Here is a 21,006-nt window from a genome sequence, read left to right on the forward strand (position 1 = left end):
CGTGAGCGCATTTTGAGCACGCTCACGACCCTGGGCGTCCGCGCAGCGCTCAGAAGCGGCGGGCGTACTCCGGCCCGGGGCCGGTGGTGGCTGGCACGAGGCCGCCGAGGATGACCAGCACCGTCTGGCACGGCCAAGGCTCCCGGCAGCTCGCGCACGGCTCGCCGAGCAGTTCCCCGGCCGGGGCGTGGATTTGCAGTAGGAGCTCACAGACCGCGAGGGAGTGCTCTTCGTGCCCCAAGCCGCGCCGGCGCGCGGCATGCAGCATCCCGAGCATCGTCTCGTGCAGGGGCAGGGACTGTTCCGGTGAAATCATGGAGAAGAGATTGCCCGACCGCCCTGAGCCCGAAACCGGGGGCACGGCAGAGCCCGTGGTTCAGCCCTCGCAGTCGCGGCAGTACTCGACCCCGCCCCGGACCACCTTCTGGGTGCGGTGTCGGACCAGGAAGCAGGACTGGCATACGAACTCGTCGGCGCCCTGCGGGATCACCTGGACGGTGAGCTCGTCGTTGATGATTTCGCCACCGGCCAGGCCTGCCTCGGCGGAGTCGTCCCCGTCGAGCTCGAGCACCACGGACCGCGGATCGGGCTTGTTGGCCGACTTCACGGCCTCCAGCGACTCGTGCTGGGATTCCTTCACATCGGAGCGAAGCTCGTCGTAATCGGCGGCCACTCGGCAGCACTTCCTTCTGGTCAGCAGTGGATGGGACAAGCAACCGTACACCGGTCCGGGACCCCCGGGAGAAGAAGGAGACCAGCCTCACGGCGGCGGAGCAAGGCTCGCCGGGAGGGAGCTCACTGAGAGACATATCGGCGGCGGGATCCCCCTGTCCCCATGAAGCGCCTGAGAGCCCGTCGAGCTTCTGCAGGAAGGCGATGTTCGCGGCCCCGATGGAGAGGAACTGCCAGAACACCGGCGGCGGGTATCCCCGAATCGCAGACTGGCCCCTACTGGACAGGCCTGTCACGAGGTAGTTCCGCTCCGCCACCCTCTCACGCGCGCCGCGTCCGCAGCCATACGAACTCCTGCGGCGGCAGCGTGATGCCGTCCCCGAGGAGAATCGTCTGGCCCGTGAAGAGGTCGGTGGACTCCGTCGCGAAGCCCGAGAGCGTCAGCGGAGTGACGTGCTGCGGCTCGTCGGAGAAGTTGGCGAGGACCAGGACGACGATGCCGCTCTCGCCCGGCCGCTGGTAGCCGAGCACGTGGCGGTTTCCGGTGCCGAACCCGATGAGCCGGTTTCCCGCGAGCTCAGGCGTGCGCTCCCGCACGGCGAGGATCTTCTTCAGGCCCGCGTAGATCGCCCCCTCAGCCGTCCACGGGTCGTCGCGGTGAGCGTAGAGCTCGGCTGGGTAGTGGGGGCGGTGGACCCAGCGGGAGTCCGCGCCGTGCCCGGGCTCGTCGGCGTAGCCGTAGTCGTTGAGCTGGCCCACCTCGTCGCCCAGATAGATCAGCGGGATGCCGCCCGTGCTGATGGCGACCGAGTGCGCCAGGAGGATGCGGCGCACGGCCGGCGAGTCGTTGGGATCGGTGACGTCCTCGAGCCCGGCGAGTGACGCCGTCGTGCCTGAGATGCGGCAGTCGCCGGTGCGCGGGTTGTCCTGGAAGGGCACGCCGCGGGCGAAGCTGCCCGGATAGCGGTTCACGTAGAACCGGTTGAGGAAGCGGCGGTGGTCGAACCCGTTGATGCCGAGCTCGGCGGCGTCCTCGTCGGCGAAGGTCCACCCGATGTCGTCGTGGCTGCGCACATAGTTCACCCATGCGGTCCCGGCGGGAAGGTTGTGCCGGCGCTCCAACGCCTGAGCCAGCAGCGAGGCATCCCGCGTGGCGAGTGCCTCCCACGTGAGTGCCATCTCGAGCGGGTTGTAGGAGATCTGGCATTCGGCGGGGTCGATGTACTGCACGACCTCGTCCGGGTGGACGATCGCCTCCGACTTGAACAGGAGCGACGGCGCCGCGAGCCGGCACACCGCGTTGAACGCGCGCAGGAGCCAGTGCGCCTCGGGAAGGCTCTCGCACACCGTTCCGAGGCGCTTCCAGATGAACGCGACCGCGTCCATGCGCAGGATCTCCACGCCTTGGTTCGCGAGGAAGAGCATCTCGCCGGCCATGGCGCGGAAAACGGCGGGATTGGAGTAGTTGAGGTCCCACTGGAAGGTGTGGAACGTGGCCCACACCCAGCGGCCGTCCGGCATCGGCACGAACGAGCCCGGATGGTCTTCGGGGAAGATCTCCCGGACCGTGCGCTCGTACGCGTCCGGCATGGTCCTGTCGGGGAAGATCCAGAAGAAGTCCTCGAACTCCCTCTCGCCCGCGGCCGCGCGGCGGGCCCACTCGTGCTCGTTGGAGGTGTGGTTGAAGATGAAGTCCACGACGAGGCTGATGCCCTGCTCGCGGAGCTCGGCCGCGAGCTCCCGCAACTGGGCCATCGTGCCGAGTCTCGGGTTGACCTCGCGGTAGCTCGAGACGGCGTACCCGCCGTCCGAGTTCGGCTCGGGGGCGAGGAACAGCGGCATGAGGTGGAGATAGGTGAGGCCGAGTTCCCTGAAGTACGGGATGCGCGCCCGGAGTCCCTCGAGGTTGCCCGCGTAGCGGTCCACGTAGCAGACGCCGCCGAGCATCTGACCGGACTGGAACCAGTCCGGGTCCGCCTCGCGCCGGGCATCGAGGTCCTTCAGCTCGCTCGGGCGGCGCTGCCACGACGCCGCGCACTCGACCACGAGCTGGGCGAGGTGGTCCTGCCAGTCCCCGCGCTCGCCGTACAGCTGGCCGAAAAGCTCTGCCAAGTCGCCGAAGTGCGCATCGAACCGCCGCAGGAAGGCATCCCACACGGGTCCCGACCGCTCAAGGCCCGGGGCGGCCTTGAGCGCCGCGAGCACACCGTCGCGGGGCGCCTGTTCGGCCTTCAGAACGTCGTCCGCCACGGGTCCTCCTCGGTTCCGCACGGTCCGCCGGTGCGGCGGACCGTGCGGCCCAGACTACTGGTGCCCGGCCGCCAGCGGGATGGCTCGCGCGAATCGTCGGGGAGCCGACTCAGCGGGGCGACCCCGCGCCGTCGTGCGCGGCACGAACGACGGCGTCGATCGCCGCGGCGATGCCGTCTCCCCACGGTGTCCCGTGCCCCGGCAGCACCCACCGCGCGCCGGTGGCGCGGAGGCGCTCGAGCGAGGCGAGGGCCTGCGCGGGATCGTCCGTGAAGGGTGCGGGCTGGGGGCCGGAACGGCCCGTGAGCACATGCCGCGTCGTGAGCCCGTCGCCCACGAACACCGCGTCCACCGACGGCACGTGGAACGCGACGCTGCCGGGGGAGTGCCCGGGCATGCCGATGACCCGGGGCGCGCCGGGCAGGTCGAAGACGTCCCCGTCCGTGAACTCGCGGACCTCGGAGACGTGCACGGGCCGCAGCCCGCCCCGGGCGGCCGCATACGCCATGAACCGCACGAGCGGCCCGAGCCTCATGGGCCCCCAGGAGGGCTTGGATGACTCGAGACCGCGCGCCCTCGCGCTGTCCGCCGAGTGCACGTAGACGGGCACCCCGTGATCGCGCCGAAGGCGCTCTGCGAAGCCGATGTGGTCAGAGTCGCCGTGCGTGAGCAGCACCGCGCGGATCTCCTCGACGCGGCGCCCGAGCGCTGCCAGCTCGGTCTGGAGGTCCTTCCACTGGCCGGGGAGGCCCGCGTCGATGAGCGTCATCCCGCTCGGCTCGACGATGAGGTAGGCGGCGACCATGTCATTGCCGATTCGGCGCAGTCCTGGGGTGAGTTCCATGCCGTCATCGTAGCCAGCTCCAGAAGGAAGGGGCATCTTGATATCTCGAATATCGAGAAATAAGATGATCGAAACATTTGAGACCAACGGTCAGCACCACACGGAAGGCCCAGCCATGCCAAGCCTGTCCCACTCCCGCCGCTCCACGGCAACGCCCACAACGTCCGCACTGGCCGAAGGAGATGCCGCGGCCCCAGGGCGACGCCGCTGGGTGGGCCTGGTCGTCATCAGCCTCGCCGTCTCGCTCATCATCGTGGACTCGACGATCGTCAATGTCGCGATCCCCTCGATCGTCAGGGACCTCGCAGTTGACTCGACCGGGGTGCAGTGGGTCCAGGAGTCCTACACGCTCGTGTTCGCGGCGCTGCTCCTGGTTTTCGGCACCCTCGGAGACCGCATCGGTCGCCGACGTCTGCTCGTGCTCGGAGTGGCGGTCTTCGCGCTTGCGTCCGTGGCCGCCGCCGTGGCCCCGACCGGGTCCATCCTCATCGCGTCGCGCCTCGTCCAGGGTGTGGGCGGGGCGATGGTCCTGCCCTCCACTCTCTCGCTCATCAACGCCGGGTTCAGGGGATCGGAACGAGCGATTGCCTTCGCCGTCTGGGGCTCCACGATCGGAGGCATGTCCGCTGTCGGCCCCCTCCTCGGCGGCTGGCTGACCACGTCGTTCTCGTGGCGGTGGGCCTTCGGGATCAACATCTTCGTTGCTCTCGTGATCGTGGTGGGCTCCTTCGCCGCGGTGTCCGAATCGAAGGACGGGACCCGCCGGCCGCTGGACCCGGTGGGCGCAGTCCTGTCCGTCGTCGCCTCCGCCTCGCTCGTGTTCGCACTCATCGAGGGGCGGACCTATGGGTGGTGGGCCGTGAACCACCGCCCGAGGATCGGGTCCTGGGAATGGCCGGGCGAGATCTCGCCCATCCCCTTCGTCTTCGGCGTGGCGCTGGTGACCATCGCAGCCTGCGGCCTGTGGGCGGTCCGCCGCGAGCGGATGGGGATGGCGAGCATGTTCTCGGCCGAGCTCCTTCGCATCCCCTCGTTCCGCAACGGCAATCTGGCGGCGCTCATCGTCTCGCTCGGCGAGTTCGGCATCATCCTCGCGCTGCCCATCTGGCTCCAGAACGTCCTGGGCTTCAGCGCGCTTGACACCGGTCTGATCCTTCTCGCCCTCGCCATCGGCTCGTTCGCGGCGAGCGGCCTCGCCGGCGCTCTGGGCCACCGCGCTTCGCCCGTGGCGATCGTTCGCGTGGGCCTCGTCGCCGAAATCGTGGGAGTGGCCGGCCTCGGGGTCGTCATCGGCCCGGCCACCCCGTGGGCACTGCTGGTCCCCTTCCTCTTCATCTACGGCTTCGGGGTGGGCCTCGCAACGGCGCAGCTGACAGGCGTGGTGCTCAAGGACGTTCCCGTCGCCGCGAGCGGGCAGGCTTCCGGGACGCAGAGCACCGCGCGGCAGATCGGCTCGGCCCTGGGCATCGCGATCCTCGGGACGATTTTGTTCTCCTCCGCCGGAGGGCTCCTTGGAAGCTCGCTCGACAGCCACGGCGTGCCGGCCGCGCAGCGTGACTCCATCGTCTCCTCGGTGGTGGATAGCTCTGGCGGCGCAATAGCTGGATTCGCCGGAACGCCCGCCACGGCACAGGTTGCCGCAGACGCGAAGGCAGCCTTCTCCGAGGGAACCCGATACGCCGCGTTCTCGGCGGCGAGCTTCCTCGCCGTCGGCCTCCTCGCGACCCTGTCCCTGGGCCCCGGGCGCGAGAGGCGCCGGGCCTCCGGCGAGACGAGGGCGGAGCGGGCGGCGGCGCGGGCCTGAGGCGTGCCCAGTGGTCGCCGCTATCCTGTGCCCATGACCGAGTTCATCAAGATCCCCGCGCCAGACGGCACCGCCGAGGCGATCGTTGCCCGCCCCTCGACCGGCGAGGGTCCGTTCCCCGGCGTGATCATGTACATGGACGCGTTCGGGATCCGCCCGCGCATCGAGGAGATGGCCCAGCGCATCGCCGACTGGGGGTACGTGGTCCTTGCCCCGAACGTCTTCTACAGGGAAGGGACGGTGGAGGAGCTCGTCCCGCGTGTCGACATGAGCACCCCGGAGGGGCGCCAGGCGGCAGGGCAGGCAGCCTTCCCGCGCGTCGGCCACCTCACCGCTGACAAGGCCGTGGCCGACGCCGCGGCCTGGGTCGCCGCGCTGCGCGCCCTCGACGGCGTGGCGCCGGGCCCGATCGGCACCACGGGCTACTGCATGGGTGCGCGCCTCGCGGTCCGCACGGCGACGTCGCAGCCCGAGGAGATCGCCGCCGTCGGGGGCTTCCACGGCGGCGGGCTCGCGAGCGAGGAGCCTGACAGCCCGCACCTCGACCTCCCGAACGCCCGCGCCCGGTTCGTCTTCCTCCACGCAGACCAAGACCGCAGCATGGGCCCCGACGCCGTGGCCCGTCTGGGCGAGGCCCTCGCAGACGCCGGCCTCGAGGCGACCAACGAGGTCTTCGCCGGCGCCGCCCACGGCTACTCGATGGCGGACACATCCTCCTATGACGAGGCCGCGACGGAAGAACACTTCCGGCGCCTGCGAGAGCTCCTCGACACGACCCTGACGGCCTGAGAGCGCATGCCGGACCTGACGGACCTCGACAGGCGGCTGCTCTCGGCGCTGCGCGAGGACGGCCGCGAGTCCGTGGCCAACCTCGCGCGGCGGCTCGGGGTCACGCGCGCCACGGTCAGCAGTCGGATCGACCGGCTCGTCGCCTCGGGGACGATCGTTGGGTTCACCGCACGCGTGCGCGAGGAGGTGGACCCGGACGAGGTCCGGGCGGTGACGCTCATAGAGGTCGAGGGCCGGAGCACCGGCAGCGTCATCGCGGCACTCCGCGGGCTTCCCGAGATCACCGCCCTGCACACCACGAACGGCCGCTGGGACCTTGTGGCGGAGCTGCGGACGGACAGCCTGCGCGGGTTCGACGCGCTGCTCGGGAGGATTCGCGGCATCGAGGGCATCGTCAACAGCGAGTCCAGCCTCCTCTTGAGCTCGGTGCTCCGATAGTGCGCACAATGGCCACCTGAGGTCCTCGCAATGCTCAGTGACTGCCCAGAAGTGATCCAGTCCGGCCATTGATGATGCAAAACGCCAGCTCATACCGTGAAGGGGTACCCCGAGATCCACTGAAGGAGCCCACGCAATGGCGCGTTTTGTCGATGTCCGAACCATGATCGCCTGGACCGCGGAGCGCGGTCCGGAGGAGATCATCGCCGGCATGATCGACTACCTCGAAGAAGACTTCCGGCGGTGGGAGTCCTTCGACAAGACCCCGCGTGTGGCCAGCCACACCCCGTTCGGCGTCATCGAACTCATGCCCACGAGCACCGAGGAGACGTACGGCTTCAAGTACGTCAACGGTCATCCATCCAACCCGGCGCGCGGCTACCAGACCGTGACGGCGTTCGGCGTCCTTGCGGACGTGCACAACGGCTACCCGACCTTCCTCTCGGAGATGACGATCCTCACGGCGCTGCGGACTGCGGCGACCTCTGCCATGTTCGCCAGACACCTCGCCCGCCCGGACTGCAACGTCCTCGCCCTCATCGGCGCCGGCACCCAGTCCGAGTTCCAGGCCCTCGCGTTCCGCAGGGCGCTCGGCATCTCGTCCTTCCGCGTGTGGGACACCGACGCGGCGGCGATGGAGAAGTTCGTGCGGAACCTGGCCCCGTACGGCGTGGAGATCGTCGTCGCGGGCTCCGCCGCGGAATGCGTCGAGGGCGCGGACATCGTCACGACGTGCACGGCGGACAAGGCCAACGCGACCATCCTCACGGCGGACCTCATCCGTCCCGGCGTCCACATCAACGCGATCGGCGGCGACTGCCCCGGCAAGACGGAGCTCGACGCGGCGATCCTCGGGCTGGGCGACGTGTTCGTCGAGTACACGCCGCAGACCCGCATCGAGGGCGAGATCCAGCAGGTGGCCGCCGACTTCCCCGTCACCGAATTCTGGGAGGTCCTCCTCGGCCGCCGCCCCGGCCGCACCTCGCCCGACCAGATCACGATCTTCGATTCGGTCGGCTTCGCGGTCGAGGACTTCTCGGCGCTGCGCTACGTCCGAGACGCGGTCAGCGGCACCGAGTTCGGCGAGGAGATCGACCTCGTCGCGGCCCCAGAGGACCCGAAGGACCTCTTCAGCCTCGTCGCCGCAGCGCCGGCCCGTATCCGGTAGGCCCCGCGGCAGCAAGCGCACGACGGCGGGTGAGCGCCCGCCGTCGTGCGCCCACCATTTCCGCGGGTGCTACTTCTTGCCTGGCGTGATCAGGCTCGGCGGGGGCGGGTCGAAGTTGCCGTGGTCGTACAGGCCGAGGACCTTCTGCATGTAGAACGCCCACTGCGGGCCGGCAATGTACGCGCCGTCGATGTTGGGCCAGAACCGCCCGTTGACGATCACGTTCCGTCCGGGGTGGTCCTCCGGGTTCCCGAGGGCCTCGCCGAAGTAGGACGCCGTCGCGAGGCCCCGGGTGTATCCGACGAGCCACGTCTCGCTGTTGTACTCGTTGGTGCCCGTCTTCGCGGCGTCGGGGACCCCGAGGAAGATCGTCTTGCCGGCGTTGTCCTTGATGTTGTAGCCCGAGCCCTTCGTGAGAACGTCCTGGAGCACGTTCGTCACGGCCTTCGCCACGTCCGGCTTGATGGACCCGGGCTGGCACTGCTGCGTCTGCCCGCCGATCTGCTTGCCCTGCCAGTCCGTCACCGTCGCGATCGACCACGGCACGCAGTAGGTGCCGTTGGCCGCGAAGGTCGCGTAGCCCGAGGCCATGGTCAGCGGGGAGATGTTCGGGCCGCCGAGCAGGTTGCCCAGGACCGAAAGGTCGAGCTTCTTGCCGGCGCCGTCGCCGTCGTGCATCCCGAGCGCGTCCGCGGACCGCTGGATGTCGCAGAAGTCGTTCAGGCCAGCGGCGGAAGCGAAGGTCGCGGTGTTGATGGACTGGTAGATGCCTTCGCGGACGGTCATGGGCCGGTACCACTGGGGCTCGTCGTTTTGGAGGTCGCCGGAGGTCCCAAGGCTGGCGACGGTCGCGCTGTCATAGGCGCCGATGACGCGCCCGCACGTGCTCCGCCACGGGTAGTTGAGCGGGTAGCGACGCTGTGCGGCATTGACGATCGCGTCCGTCTGCTTGCCCTCGCTCAGCCACGCCGTGAGCGTGATGGGCTTCATGGCCGACCCCGGCTGGAAGCCCCCGGCGCCACCGAGGTCGTTGCCGTTGGCGTCGGTGCGGTCCACGCCGAAGTTGTAGCTCGTGACGAAGTCGAGGCCCTGCCCCGGGAGCATCCGGGTGTTCTGGGCCATCGCGAGGACCTTGCCTGTGCCCGGCTGCACCGTCACGAGCGAGGTGCCCCACTTGTCCGGGTTTGCGCCCGCCGTCGAGTCCACCTGGGCCTGCGCGGGAGCCTGGAGGCGCGTGTCAAGGGTAGTCGTGATCGTCAGCCCGTTCCGGGTGACCGCCTGGTACCGCGCGTCCGGGGTGGCTCCATACGTCGGGTCATTGAGGATCTGGTGCAGCACGTAGTCGCAGAAGTACTGCGCCTGAAGTGCGTAGGCGCAGCCCTGGTGCGGCGGATTGAGCTTGAGCCCGAGAGGGGCGGCGACGGCGTCGTCATGCTGCTTCTTGTCGATGTAGCCGTGCTGCAGCATTGCGTCCAGCACGAGGTTGCGCCGGGCCACCGAGTTGTCCGGGTAGGCGGTGGGGTCGTATACCGAGGGGCCGTTCACCACGCCGGCGAGGAGCGCGGCCTGGGGGAGCGTGAGGTCCTTGGCATCCACCGAGAAGAAGTACTGGCTTGCCGCCTGGATGCCGTAGGCGTGGGTGTTGAAGAAGACGATGTTGAGGTACCCGGCGAGAATCTCGTCCTTCGAGTACTTCTTCTCGAGGGCGATTGACAGCTTCATCTCGCGCAGCTTGTCGCCCAGGCTCTTCTGGCCGTTGAGCAGCACGGTGGGGTCCTGCCCCTCCGCGAGGGAGTTTTCCTTCAGCACGTTCGCCACGTACTGCTGGGTGAGCGTGGACGCGCCCTGACGGTCGCCGCGGATGTTGGCCATGACGGCGCGCAGGATCCCGGTGGCGTCGACGCCGCCGTGGTCGTAGAAGCGGTAGTCCTCTATTGCGACGACGGCGTTCTTGACGTTCGGGGACATCTGGTCGAGGTTCACCGGGGTGCGGTTCTCGTTGTAGAGAGTTGCGATCTCCGAGCCGTCCGCGGCGAGGATCTTCGTGACGCGGGCCGGCGGGGTCACTGTCAGGTCCGAGGGCAGGCTGTCGAAGAACTGCACGGTGCCGTTCGTCGCGCCCCACGTCGCTGCTGCGACCGGCGCGAAGAAGCCCGCGACGAGCGCACCGCAGACTGCGCTGATCGCGAAGAAGGCGACGATCCTTCCGACGGCCGTGGCCGCGTCCCTGGCTCTGGCCATGTTCCGCATCCTACGGACTCCGAACCGCACGGGCGAGACCTTTACGGGCGGTCTTCGGCGCGGCGCCTGAGATACGTGTCCAGGTCGTAGGGGTTGCCGCGCAGCGGGGCCGCGGGCGGGCGCGCCTCGGCCTTCCCCTGGCCGCGGGGCTCACGGGCGATCACGCGCCGTGGGGTCCGCATGAACCTCAGACCCGTCCAGACGAGGACCGCCAGCACGATGGGGACGCCCGCCACCCGGGCGATGTCGAGGACGGCCAAGCAGAGCACGGCGATCACGAGCCATTGGAGGATCAGCGCCGCCAGAGGGAGCGGCCGTACTCGCCGGAGCCCCTCCCAACTCGCCACCGGCCGCGCTGAGCGTGGTGGCGGCACCTTCGGGATGTGCCCGGCGGCGTGGCTCGTCGTCGAGGGCAGACGGCGGGACCTGAGACCGTGCCGCTGGCCCCGGACCCTGTAATGCATGCGTCCCACGAGGCCTCCTTAAGCCTTCTTCCATTGTAGGAGCGCCGGGTGTGGGAGCGCCGGGTGCCCCCGCATCGGTGAACGCCTAGGATCGTGGGAGCGGACGAAACCCCACCAGAGAAGAGGTCCCATGCCCACGCTCAAGGAGCGCCTCCAGGCCGACGTCGTGACCCACATGAAGTCCGGCAACAAGACGGCCCTCACGACGGTGCGCAACGTGCTCGGCGAGATCGAGACCCGCGAGAAGTCCGGAAAGACCCCCGTAGCGTTCGACGACGCGCAGCTCACCGCGCTGCTGCAGAAGGAGGCATCGAAGCGCCGGGAGACCGCGGAGATCTACGCACAGGCCGGGGAGCAGGACCGTGCCGCGGCCGAGATCGCCGAGGCCGAGGTGATCGAGCAGTACCTTCCCAAGCCGCTCACGCGCGAGGAGGTCGAGGCCATCGTGGACGGCGCGATCGCACAGCTGAAGGCAGACGGCACCGAGCTGACCATGCGCCAGATGGGCCAGGTCATGAAGCCCGTCACGGCGGAGGTGGCCGGCCGGTTCGACGGCAAGGTGGTCAGCGAGATCGTCCGCTCGCGCCTCGCGTAGGGGGCGCACGACGGCGGCCGCGCACCCGGCGTCGTGCGCCCGGCCCTCGCGGGGCTACTCGAATCGGGCCGTGTCCCCCGCGCCGCGCCGGGCGATCTCCGCGGACCCGGACGTGAAGTCCACGACGGTGGTCGGCTCGGAACCGCACTCGCCCGCGTCGATGACGGCGTCCAGGACGTGGTCGAGGCGTTCCTTGATCTCCCAGCCGTCCGTGAGGGGCTCCTCCTCGCCCGGCAGGAGGAGGGTCGAGGAGAGGAGCGGCTCGCCCAGCTCACGCAGGAGCGCCCGGACTACCGGGTGGTCCGGGATGCGGACGCCCACCGATTTCTTCTTCGGGTGCAGCATGCGCTTGGGCACCTCCCGCGTGGCGGGGAGGATGAAGGTGTAGGGGCCGGGCGTGACCGCCTTGATGGCGCGGAACACGTCGTTGGGCATCTCCACGAGCTGGCCGAGTTGGGCGAACTCCGCGCACACGAGCGTGAAGTGGTGCTTGTCGTCGAGATGCCGGATCTGCCGGATCCGATCGAGCGCCTCGCGGTTGCCCATCATGGCCCCCAGCGCATAGCACGAGTCGGTCGGGTAGGCGATGAGCCCGCCGTCGCGCAGGATCTGCGCGACCTGGGAGATCGCCCGGGGCTGCGGGTCGACGGGGTGAACGTCGAAGAATCTGGCCATGCCAGCCAGCCTACGCCCGCCGAATCCGCAACTCTCCGAGGCGGTGGACGAGAAATGTCGGACCCCGTCCCTAGCCTCTTTGTATGAGCACAGCAGCAGTAGCCCCGGGAATCGAGCACGCCCCGGGAATCGGGCACGGCCCGGGAACCGAGCACAGCCGGAACGTCGAGCACAGCCCCCATCGCGGGCGCTCCCTCGCCCTCGTCGAGGACGTGTGCTTCGAGTGCGGTGGCGCCCTCGCGGAGTCCGAGGAGCACGTGTGCGCGGACTGCTGCGACCTCAGGGCCCATGCGTGGTGCCGTGACTGCGGTGCCATCCTCGCGGACGCCGACCTCGGATCCGGCGCTTGCGCCGATTGCACGGCCTGAGCGCCGCACAGTGAGAGAGCCCGAACCACCGTCCCGTCCCTGTTCCTGCCGGAGGTCCCCGGCGGCATGATGGGTCCCCACCACGCGGCCTGTGGCGCAGCAGCCTGGGTCGCGCTGACAACCCGTGTCCATTTCGACCTCACGTTCATCACTTCGATGCTTCCGCCCGGGCTGGGGGTCGGCCCGATCGCCTTCGACCTCGGCTGGCCGCTGTTCGAGGCGACGCCCGTCGGGATCGTCGTGGGAGCGCTCGTCACGGCCGGCGCCGCACTGCTGCCCGACGCCGACCACCGCAGCGCGACCATAGCCCAGTCCCTCCCGCCCGTCTCGAACGCGGTGTGCGCGAGCATTGGCGCCATCGCGGGCGGCCACCGCAACGGCACCCACTCGCTCGTGGGCATCGCCGGGTTCGTCGCCCTGGCCTGGTTCGCTGGGCACTGGACCATCGAGACGCCGCTGTGGGGCACCGTGTACCTCGGGGCCGGGCTCGTCTCGCTGCTCCTCGTCTCCTTCGCGGCGAAGGTCCTGGGCATCCTGCCCGACGGCGTGCAGAAGCTCCCCTGGATCCTGTCCGTGCCGCTCGCGGCGTTCGTGGCGCTCTACGCGCCGGACGAGCAGGACTGGTTCCCGCTCGCGGTCGGCATCGGGTGCGCTGTCCACATCGCGGGCGACCTGCTGACTACCGGCGGGTGCAACCTCATCTGGCCGTTCAGGGTGCGCCGCCCCACGTTCATGCACCGGACGCCGATCATCCGCACCGTGTGGCGGCGCGGCGGGCACGTGTGCCTGCCGATCCTCGGCGACGCGGGCTCGTGGCGCGAGTGGCTCATGCTCGTGCCGGTGAGCGTCTACGCGGTCATCGGGGTCGGGACGTCCCTCGTGGACCTGGGCCGGTCGGGGTTCCTGTGGGCGAGCGCCCTCTGGGGGATCGCGTCCCGCTGAGGTCGGCGGGATGGCGAGGACTGTCGGTGGGATAGGGCAAAGTAGATCCGTGAGCATCGAGACTGCCCCGACCCAGAAGCACCCCTCCCTGCCCGGCGACGGGGAGACCGCGGAGGCGATCGCCCGGACCATCGCAGCCGAGCTCGGCGTGGCCCCGTGGCAGGTGAAGGCCGCCGTGGGGCTGCTCGACGGGGGTGCCACGGTCCCGTTCATCGCCCGGTACCGGAAGGAGGTCACGGGCACGCTCGACGACGCGCAGCTGCGCGACCTCGAGGAGCGACTGCGGTACCTGCGGGAGCTCGAGGACCGCCGCCGCGCGATCCTCGGCTCGATCGCCGAGCAGGGCGCGCTCACCGACGAGCTCCAGGCCGCCCTCCTCGCCGCCGCCACCAAGGCCGAGCTCGAGGACCTCTACCTCCCCTACAAGTCCAAGCGCCGCACACGCGCGCAGATCGCCCGGGAGGCGGGCCTCGAGCCGCTCGCCGACGCGATCCTGGCCGACCCCACTCAAGACCTCGACGCCCTCGCTGCGGCCTACCTCAGCGAGGAGCGAGGCGTCGCGAGCGCGCAGGAAGCCCTCTCCGGCGCCCGTGCCATCCTCACCGAGCGCGCCGGTCAGAACGCGGAGCTGGTCTCCGTGCTGCGCGAGCGCCTGTTCCGGGGCGGCCGCATCCACTCCGAGGCCAAGGGCACGGGCGATGCGGGCAGCAAGTATGCCGACTTCGAGGACTACGTCCAGCCCGTCCAGGCACTGCCGGGGCACCGGGTCCTTGCGTTGCTGCGGGGCGAGCGGGAGGGCGCGCTATCGCTCGGCATCGCCGAGGCCGATCCGCGCGACGATGCCGCCCTCGCCGAGGCGCGCACCGGGTACGAGGCCGCCGTGGCGCGCGCGCTGGGCGTCCGCGGTGGCGCCGGCACTCCGGCCGCGAAGTGGCTCGCGCAGACAGTCAAAGTGGCCTGGCAGGGCCGGCTCCTGGCAAAGCTCGAGTCGGATCTCCGGGGCCGGCTCTTCGAGCAGGCTGAGGACGAGTCCGTCAGGGTCTTCGCCGCCAACCTCCGCGACGTGCTCCTCGCCGCGCCGGCCGGAAACCGGGCGGTGCTCGGCCTCGACCCGGGCCTCCGCACGGGAGTCAAGGTCGCGGTCGTCGACGGTACCGGCAAGGTCGTGGCCACCGCGACCATCTACCCCACGCGCCGGCCAAGAAGTGGGAGGAGTCGCTCGCCGTCCTCGAGAAGCTGTGCCGGGCGCACGGCGTCGAACTCGTGGCGGTCGGCAACGGCACTGCGAGCCGCGAAACCGACCGGCTTGCGGGAGAGCTCCTGAGCCGCCTCGGCATGCCGCGCAGCGCGAAGGTCATCGTGTCCGAGGCGGGCGCGTCGGTGTACTCGGCGTCGGCGCTCGCGTCGGCCGAGCTGCCGGGCATGGACGTGTCCCTTCGCGGTGCCGTGTCCATCGCGCGTCGCCTGCAGGACCCGCTCGCGGAGCTCGTGAAGATCGACCCGAAGTCGATCGGCGTGGGCCAGTACCAGCACGACGTCACCCAGTCCAAGCTCGAGCGGACCCTGGATGCCGTCGTCGAGGACTGCGTGAACGCGGTCGGCGTGGACGTCAACACCGCCTCGCCCGCGCTGCTTGCGAGGGTCGCCGGCCTTGGACCGACCCTCAGCCGGAACATCGTTGAATACCGCGACGCGAACGGGGCCTTCGCCTCGCGCGCCCAGCTGAAGAAGGTGCCTCGGCTGGGGGAGAAGGCGTTCGAGCAGTGCGCGGGCTTCCTCCGCGTCACCGGCGGCACACAGCCGCTCGATGCCTCGGCCGTGCACCCCGAAGCGTACGGCCTTGCGGCGCGGATCCTTGACGCAGCCGGCGGGTCCAAGGAGCGCGTGGCGACCTTGGACGCGTCCCAGTTCGCCGACGAGCGCTTCGGCCTGCCGACCGTCCGCGACGTCATGGCCGAGCTCGTCCGGCCCGGCCGGGACCCGCGTCCCGAGTTCGTCACGGCGTCCCTGACCGAGGGCGTCGAGACCATCAATGACGTCAAGCCCGGCATGATCCTCGAGGGCACCGTTTCCAACGTTGCCGCGTTCGGCGCGTTCGTGGACCTCGGGGTCCAGCAGGACGGCCTCGTGCACGTCTCTGCCATGAGCACGAAGTTCATCTCGGACCCGCGCGAGCTGGTGCAGTCAGGACAGATCGTCAAGGTCAAGGTGCTCGATGTCGACGTGCCCCGCAAGCGGATCTCGCTCACCCTGCGCCTCGACGACGAGGTCGGCGGGGGCCGTGCCGAGCGCGGGGGAGGGGCCCGCGGAGGCGAGGAACGGCGTCGTGGGTCCGAGGGCGGCCAGCCCCGCGAAGGCGGCGCTCCCCGTCAGGGTGGCCAGAAGGGATCCGGCCAGCCCCGCGGGGCCGGCCAGAGGGGATCCGACCAGAAGGGATCGGGTCAGCGCGGGGCCGACCAGCGCCGGGGCGGCCCGGGCCCGGCTCCGGCGGACACGGCGCTCGCCGATGCGCTGAGGAGGGCCGGCCTCGCCCGCTGAGCCGCACGGCTCAGGCGCAGGCCGACGTCGAGGTTGGGGCGTGACCTCTCAACGCAGGGACGTGACCCCTCAACGCAGGGAAATGACCCCTCAACGTCGGGGTCGATAGGTCGGGGTCGATAGGGTGGGCGGGTGACCGACCCCGTGCTCCTTCCCGGCTCCCGCGCCACCCTGCGGGACTGGACCCCCTCCGACATCGAGGCCCTCCGTCGCTGGATCGTGCCTCCCTCGCGGGGGGTCCACGAGTGGCAGCTGTACGACGGGCCGTTCTACGCGCGGTGGACCGCCGAGGGGGCGAACGGCTGGTGCGATGGCCTCCGGCGTCGCGCGCGCGACGGCGACTGGCCGGCTGTGCGGGAGCACCTCGCCATCGTGGACGCCGCCTCGGGTGAGTTCGTGGGGCAGGTTTCCTGGTACTGGGAGGAGCGGCCCTCCGAGGAGTCCGGGGACGGCACGGCACTCCTGCCGTGGCGGCGGCTCGGGCTCGTCATCTACGACCCCGCCCACTGGTCCGGCGGCTACGGCACCGAAGCGCTCGCCCTGTGGACGGACTACCTGTTCGCGGAGACGGACAGCGACCGGCTCGACTTCGCGACATGGAGCGGGAACACGGGGATGTGCCGCATCGGGGCGAAGCTCGGCTTCACGGAGGAGGCCCGGTTCCGCAAGGCGCGGAAGGTGCGCGGCGAGCTGTACGACGCCGTGGTCTACGGCGTGCTGCGCGAGGAGTGGGAGGCTCGGCGTGCTCGCTGACGAGCTGCTGCAGGGGCAGCCGCACCCTGACGAGCCGCCCCTCGAGGGGGCCCCACACGACGAACTGGGTGCCGGCCCGGAACTTCGGCCGCGCACTCGCGGGCAGCGGCGCGCGGCTTCCGGCCGGATGGTCGCGGCGTTCGCGGTCGCCGCGGCGCTCGTCGCGGTCGTCGGCGTCGTGGTTGCCCCCGTCGCCGTGCTCGTCGCGGCCGGGGTCGTCCTGGCCGCCGCAGTGTTCTGGAAGTCGGGTTCGTCCCGGTCGGCGGGGTCCAGCGTGGTCCCGCGCCCCGCGGTGTGGGCTGCGGTCGTCGCGCTCCTCCTGGCCCTCGGCGCAGCGTCCCTCCAAGGCGTTACCGGCTCGTGGGACGCGGCCCTGGCCGGGTCCGCGGCCCACGAAGGGGTCGCCGCCGCTCAGGTGACCACTCCTGCGGAAGGCGCGACGACGCCGTTGTCCGCCGCATCGGCAGGCTCCACACCCCAGCCGAGCGGGGCCGTCACGACGCCGGGGGAGCCCGCGCAGCCGGCGGCGACCGGGCAGCCGGAGGTGCCGGGGCCCGCCGCGGCACCCGCGGTGCCTGCGGCGCCTGCAGTGCAGTCCGCGGTCGCGCCAGCGCTGGCGGCTCCCACGTCCCCCACGGCTACGCCGAGCTACAAGAACTGCGGTGCACTCCGCGCTGCCGGCATCCAGACGCTCCTCCGCGGCCAGCCGGGATACAGCCCGCGGCTCGACCGGAACGGGGACGGGATCGCCTGCAACTGACCACACGGCGACGCTTCGGGGAGCGTGGCCAAGATCACTGCGGCTCAGCGTCATGGGGCCCGCGCAGCCCGGTCAGAATTGGACGTGGACCCCTTACGCGGAGGGGTTCGGAGCGAGTGGAGCCATGTTCGAGTTCAACCTTCAGACTGCTGTGTTCTTCGGTACCGTCGCGCTCGGCGCGCTGCTGCTTGCGCTGGGCATCCTGGCGTTCGTCGGGACGACCGTGATGGTCGGCGCCGCCCGGTGGATCATGCGCACGAGTGAGTCCGTGCAGCACACCAAGCTGCGTGGAGACAGCTCCCAGATCGCTGGCTGAAACGCGGCGACGTCTGGACGTGGCCCCCGGTCCCACAGGACCGGGGGCCACGTGCGTCCGGAGGGCCGCGGGCCGAGGTCAGGTTCGCGATGGAGCATCAGCCGGGCGCCAGCTGTGTGTGCCGGGGGAAGCATTTGCCGATGTGACCCTCGGCATAGCACAATTGGCCTAAGCCCCGGATGGTCGCGTGCCCACGCGTGCGTCAGGAGCGCAAACTGAATACAGCCTCTGATCTGCGGCGGGAGAGTCCTGCGAGCACGAGCAAGCAGGCGCCGTAGGAGCAACACCTCCCCAGGAATCTCTCAGGCACCTGTACCGCCGCGGCAAGGCAACTCTGGAAAGCAGCGCCCCCAAGGCAAGCGCTCACCGACGGTGCAAGCCGGGCCCAGCCCGGCGGAATCTCTCAGGTCCGATACAGAGCGGGGAGGAACGAAAATCAGAAGCTGCCCCCGGGCAGCCAGATGGATGGAGTTCCCCGTGACGGACCTTTCCCCCGCAGCGTTCGTCGACCGGCACATCGGTGCCCGTCGCGACGCCGACATCAAGCACATGCTCAACGCCGTGGGCTACGACAGCGCGGACGCCCTCGCTGAGGCTGCTGTGCCGGACAGCATCAAGCAGGACAAGCCGCTCTCGCTCGGCACGGCCCTCAGCGAGGCCGAGACCCTTGCGACGCTCCGCGGCCTCGCGTCCAAGAACAAGCCCCGCGTCCAGATGATCGGCCAGGGCTACTACGACACCATCACCCCGCCGGTGATCCGGCGGAACATCGTCGAGGACCCGGCCTGGTACACGGCGTACACCCCGTACCAGCCGGAGATCTCCCAGGGCCGCCTGGAGGCCCTCCTGAACTTCCAGACCGCGGTCGAGGACCTCACGGGCCTCGCAATCGCCAACGCCTCGCTGCTGGACGAGGCCACCGCCGTCGCCGAGGCCGTGCTCCTGATGCGCCGCGCGAACAAGAACAAGGAGGCCGCTGGCGGTCGGACGGTGCTCGACGCCGACCTGTTCCCGCAGTCCATCTCGATCGTCAAGGGCCGCGCGAAGGCGCTCGGCTTCGAGGTCGAGGTCGCGGACCTCTCCCAGGGCCTGCCCGAGGGGCCGATCAATGGCCTCGTGATCCAGCAGCCGGGTGCCTCCGGCCTCGTCACGGACGCCACGGCGCTCATCGCCGAGGCCAAGGACCGCGGCGCCCTCGTCACTGTCGCGGCCGACCTTCTGGCGCTCACCCTCATCAAGTCCCCGGGCGAGCAGGGCGCGGACATCGCCGTCGGCTCCGCCCAGCGCTTCGGCGTGCCGCTGTTCTACGGCGGCCCGCACGCGGCCTTCATGAGCGTCCACAAGGGGCTCGAGCGGCAGCTCCCCGGCCGCCTCGTGGGCGTCTCGAAGGACGACGCCGGGATGCCCGCCTACCGCCTGGCCCTCCAGACCCGCGAGCAGCACATCCGCCGCGAGAAGGCCACGTCCAACATCTGCACCGCGCAGGCGCTCCTCGCGATCGTCGCCTCGATGTACGCCGTGTACCACGGACCCGAGGGCCTCAAGGCCATCGCGCAGCGCACGCACTCCCACGCCCGTTCGCTCGCGGCGGCGCTCGCGGGCGCCGGGGTCGAGCTCGCGCACCGAAGCTTCTTCGACACCGTCACGGCGAAGGTCCCGGGCCGCGCGGCCGCGCTCGTGGAGAAGGCCGAGAAGCAGGGCGTGAACCTGCGCCTCGTCGACGCCGACACCGTCGGCATCTCGTGCGACGAGGCCACCACGGCCGAGCACGTGGCCATCGTGGCGGGCGTCTTCGGTGCCGGCGCGGCGGGCGACGGCGTCGACGTGCGCTCCGGCGCAGAGGGCGAGAGCTTCGACCTCGAGCCGGCCGTCCTGCGCACGAGCCAGTACCTCACCCACCCTGTGTTCCACTCGTACCGCTCCGAGACCCAGATGCTGCGCTACCTGCGCAAGCTCTCGGACCGCGACCTCGCGCTGGACCGGACGATGATCCCGCTCGGCTCCTGCACGATGAAGCTCAACGCCACCGTCGAGATGGAGTCGATGACGTGGCCCGAGTTCGCAGGCATCCACCCGTTCGCCCCGGACTCCCAGACCGCCGGCTGGCGCGAGCTCATCGCCGACCTTGAGGCGGACCTCGCCACGATCACCGGCTACGACCAGGTCTCCATCCAGCCGAACGCCGGCTCCCAGGGCGAGTTCGCCGGCCTCCTCGCGATCCGCGGCTACCACGCCTCCCGCGGCGAGGGCCAGCGCGACATCTGCCTCATCCCGGCCTCGGCCCACGGCACCAACGCCGCCTCGGCCGTCCTCGCGGGCATGAAGGTCGTCGTCGTGGCCACGGCCTCCGACGGCACGATCGACCACGACGACCTGAACGCCAAGATCGAGCAGCATCGCGACAACCTCGCGGCGATCATGATCACGTACCCGTCCACGCACGGCGTGTACGACGCCGACGTGCGCCAGGTCTGCGACGCTGTCCACGAGGCCGGGGGCCAGGTCTACATCGACGGCGCCAACATGAACGCGCTCGTGGGACTGGCCCAGCCGGGCAAGTTCGGCGGCGACGTCTCCCACCTGAACCTCCACAAGACGTTCTGCATCCCGCACGGCGGCGGCGGCCCCGGCGTCGGCCCCGTCGCGGCCCGCGCACACCTCGCCCCGTTCATGCCCGGCGACGCCACGCAGTGGACCGGCGCCGAGGGCGAGACGGCCATCCCCGTCTCGGCATCGCGCTACGGCTCCGCCGGCGTGCTCCCCATCTCGTGGGCGTACGTGAAGCTCATGGGCGGCGAGGGCCTGACCGAGGCCACGAAGTCCGCCCTGCTGGCGGCGAACTACATCGCCAAGCGCCTCGACTCCTCCTTCCCCGTCCTGTACACGGGCGAGGGCGGCCTCGTGGCCCACGAGTGCATCCTCGACCTGCGCGAGCTCACCGCCAAGACCGGCGTGACCGCGGAGGACGTCGCGAAGCGCCTCATCGACTACGGCTTCCACGCCCCGACCCTCGCGTTCCCCGTGGCGGGCACGCTCATGGTCGAGCCGACCGAGTCCGAGGACCTCGGCGAGATCGACCGGTTCATCGACGCGATGATCGCCATCCGCGCCGAAATCGACCAGGTCGGCTCCGGCGACTTCGAGCTCGCCGACTCGCCGCTGCGCCGCGCCCCGCACACCGCGGCGGCCGTCGTCTCCACCGAGTGGGACCGCCCGTACACCCGCGAGCAGGCCGCCTTCCCGGGCAAGACGCACCACCAGGACAAGTACTTCGCCCCGGTCGGCCGCATCGACGGCGCCGGCGGCGACCGCAACCTGATCTGCGCGTGCCCGCCCCTCGAAGCATTCGAGGACGCCGAGACCGCTCTCGCCCACTGAGCAAGGAGACT

The 21,006-nt window shown here is 70.4% G+C and carries 18 protein-coding genes, 1 pseudogene and 2 riboswitches; of the genes and pseudogenes, 12 read left to right on the forward strand and 7 right to left on the reverse strand.

Annotated features, from left to right (window positions below):
- Positions 1-49: 49 nt before the first annotated feature.
- The 4 genes from SCMU_RS04100 to SCMU_RS04115 form a co-directional block, all read right to left on the reverse strand.
- Positions 50-316: a hypothetical protein gene (locus SCMU_RS04100; protein WP_229231752.1), complete on the reverse strand. Its 267-nt coding sequence runs from the start codon at positions 314-316 to the stop codon at positions 50-52.
- 60 nt (positions 317-376) lie between these two features.
- A complete protein-coding gene (locus SCMU_RS04105) occupies positions 377-673 on the reverse strand; it encodes a DUF4193 family protein (protein WP_229231753.1) in 297 nt (98 codons plus the stop codon).
- 320 nt (positions 674-993) lie between these two features.
- Positions 994-2,922, reverse strand: a complete 1,929-nt coding sequence (locus SCMU_RS04110; RefSeq protein WP_229231754.1) for an amylosucrase — start codon at positions 2,920-2,922, stop codon at positions 994-996.
- A 109-nt stretch (positions 2,923-3,031) separates the two neighbouring features.
- The gene (locus SCMU_RS04115) at positions 3,032-3,766 is read right to left on the reverse strand and encodes an MBL fold metallo-hydrolase (RefSeq protein ID WP_229231755.1); all 735 of its coding nucleotides are present in this window, start codon (positions 3,764-3,766) and stop codon (positions 3,032-3,034) included.
- A 115-nt stretch (positions 3,767-3,881) separates the two neighbouring features.
- On the opposite strand from SCMU_RS04115, the gene SCMU_RS04120 reads away from it, so the two are divergent.
- The 4 genes from SCMU_RS04120 to ocd all read left to right on the forward strand — a co-directional run bounded on the left by SCMU_RS04120 (position 3,882) and on the right by ocd (position 7,965).
- Positions 3,882-5,570 carry a DHA2 family efflux MFS transporter permease subunit gene (locus SCMU_RS04120; protein ID WP_229231756.1) on the forward strand — a complete coding sequence of 563 codons (1,689 nt, stop codon included), beginning with the start codon at positions 3,882-3,884 and terminating at the stop codon, positions 5,568-5,570.
- Between the two features lie 33 nt (positions 5,571-5,603).
- Complete coding sequence (locus tag SCMU_RS04125) at positions 5,604-6,359, forward strand: dienelactone hydrolase family protein (RefSeq protein WP_229231757.1); 756 nt, start codon at positions 5,604-5,606, stop codon at positions 6,357-6,359.
- Between the two features lie 6 nt (positions 6,360-6,365).
- Complete coding sequence (locus SCMU_RS04130; protein ID WP_229231758.1) at positions 6,366-6,797, forward strand: Lrp/AsnC family transcriptional regulator; 432 nt, start codon at positions 6,366-6,368, stop codon at positions 6,795-6,797.
- Between the two features lie 136 nt (positions 6,798-6,933).
- On the forward strand, positions 6,934-7,965 hold the full coding sequence (gene ocd / locus SCMU_RS04135) for an ornithine cyclodeaminase (protein ID WP_274602924.1): 1,032 nt from the start codon (positions 6,934-6,936) through the stop codon (positions 7,963-7,965).
- Between the two features lie 69 nt (positions 7,966-8,034).
- Here ocd and SCMU_RS04140 read toward each other — a convergent pair whose 3' ends face one another.
- Both SCMU_RS04140 and SCMU_RS04145 read right to left on the reverse strand, forming a co-directional pair.
- Positions 8,035-10,206: a transglycosylase domain-containing protein gene (locus SCMU_RS04140; RefSeq protein WP_229231759.1), complete on the reverse strand. Its 2,172-nt coding sequence runs from the start codon at positions 10,204-10,206 to the stop codon at positions 8,035-8,037.
- A gap of 41 nt (positions 10,207-10,247) precedes the next feature.
- On the reverse strand, positions 10,248-10,679 hold the full coding sequence (locus SCMU_RS04145; protein ID WP_229231760.1) for a hypothetical protein: 432 nt from the start codon (positions 10,677-10,679) through the stop codon (positions 10,248-10,250).
- 121 nt (positions 10,680-10,800) lie between these two features.
- Between SCMU_RS04145 and SCMU_RS04150 the strand changes: the two genes are divergently transcribed.
- Entirely contained in the window at positions 10,801-11,265 is a 465-nt protein-coding gene (locus SCMU_RS04150; protein WP_229231762.1) for a GatB/YqeY domain-containing protein, read from the forward strand.
- 54 nt (positions 11,266-11,319) lie between these two features.
- Here the strand turns inward: SCMU_RS04150 and SCMU_RS04155 are convergent, their stop codons facing one another.
- Positions 11,320-11,940, reverse strand: a complete 621-nt coding sequence (locus tag SCMU_RS04155) for an L-threonylcarbamoyladenylate synthase (RefSeq protein WP_229231763.1) — start codon at positions 11,938-11,940, stop codon at positions 11,320-11,322.
- 83 nt (positions 11,941-12,023) lie between these two features.
- Here SCMU_RS04155 and SCMU_RS04160 point away from each other — a divergent pair, with 83 nt between their 5' ends.
- From SCMU_RS04160 to gcvP, 7 genes and pseudogenes are all read left to right on the forward strand, one after another.
- Positions 12,024-12,308: a hypothetical protein gene (locus SCMU_RS04160; protein WP_229231765.1), complete on the forward strand. Its 285-nt coding sequence runs from the start codon at positions 12,024-12,026 to the stop codon at positions 12,306-12,308.
- Positions 12,309-12,374: 66 nt separating this feature from the next.
- Positions 12,375-13,250: a metal-dependent hydrolase gene (locus SCMU_RS04165; protein WP_229231766.1), complete on the forward strand. Its 876-nt coding sequence runs from the start codon at positions 12,375-12,377 to the stop codon at positions 13,248-13,250.
- 10 nt (positions 13,251-13,260) lie between these two features.
- Positions 13,261-15,788 (forward strand): annotated as a pseudogene (locus SCMU_RS04170) (Tex family protein).
- A 132-nt stretch (positions 15,789-15,920) separates the two neighbouring features.
- On the forward strand, positions 15,921-16,541 hold the full coding sequence (locus SCMU_RS04175) for a GNAT family N-acetyltransferase (protein WP_229231767.1): 621 nt from the start codon (positions 15,921-15,923) through the stop codon (positions 16,539-16,541).
- Positions 16,531-17,301: an excalibur calcium-binding domain-containing protein gene (locus SCMU_RS04180; protein ID WP_229231768.1), complete on the forward strand. Its 771-nt coding sequence runs from the start codon at positions 16,531-16,533 to the stop codon at positions 17,299-17,301. The genes SCMU_RS04175 and SCMU_RS04180 overlap by 11 nt, the downstream gene beginning before the upstream one ends.
- A gap of 124 nt (positions 17,302-17,425) precedes the next feature.
- Positions 17,426-17,617 carry a hypothetical protein gene (locus tag SCMU_RS04185; RefSeq protein WP_229231769.1) on the forward strand — a complete coding sequence of 64 codons (192 nt, stop codon included), beginning with the start codon at positions 17,426-17,428 and terminating at the stop codon, positions 17,615-17,617.
- Between the two features lie 229 nt (positions 17,618-17,846).
- Positions 17,847-17,945, forward strand: a riboswitch (glycine riboswitch).
- A gap of 1 nt (position 17,946) precedes the next feature.
- Positions 17,947-18,045: riboswitch (glycine riboswitch) on the forward strand.
- A 37-nt stretch (positions 18,046-18,082) separates the two neighbouring features.
- Positions 18,083-20,995 (forward strand): aminomethyl-transferring glycine dehydrogenase, encoded by a 2,913-nt coding sequence (gene gcvP / locus SCMU_RS04190; protein ID WP_371829631.1) that lies wholly within the window; start codon positions 18,083-18,085, stop codon positions 20,993-20,995.
- Positions 20,996-21,006 lie beyond the last annotated feature (11 nt).

It is taken from the genome of Sinomonas cyclohexanicum (assembly GCF_020886775.1).
Classification (GTDB): Bacteria; Actinomycetota; Actinomycetes; order Actinomycetales; family Micrococcaceae; genus Sinomonas; species Sinomonas cyclohexanicum.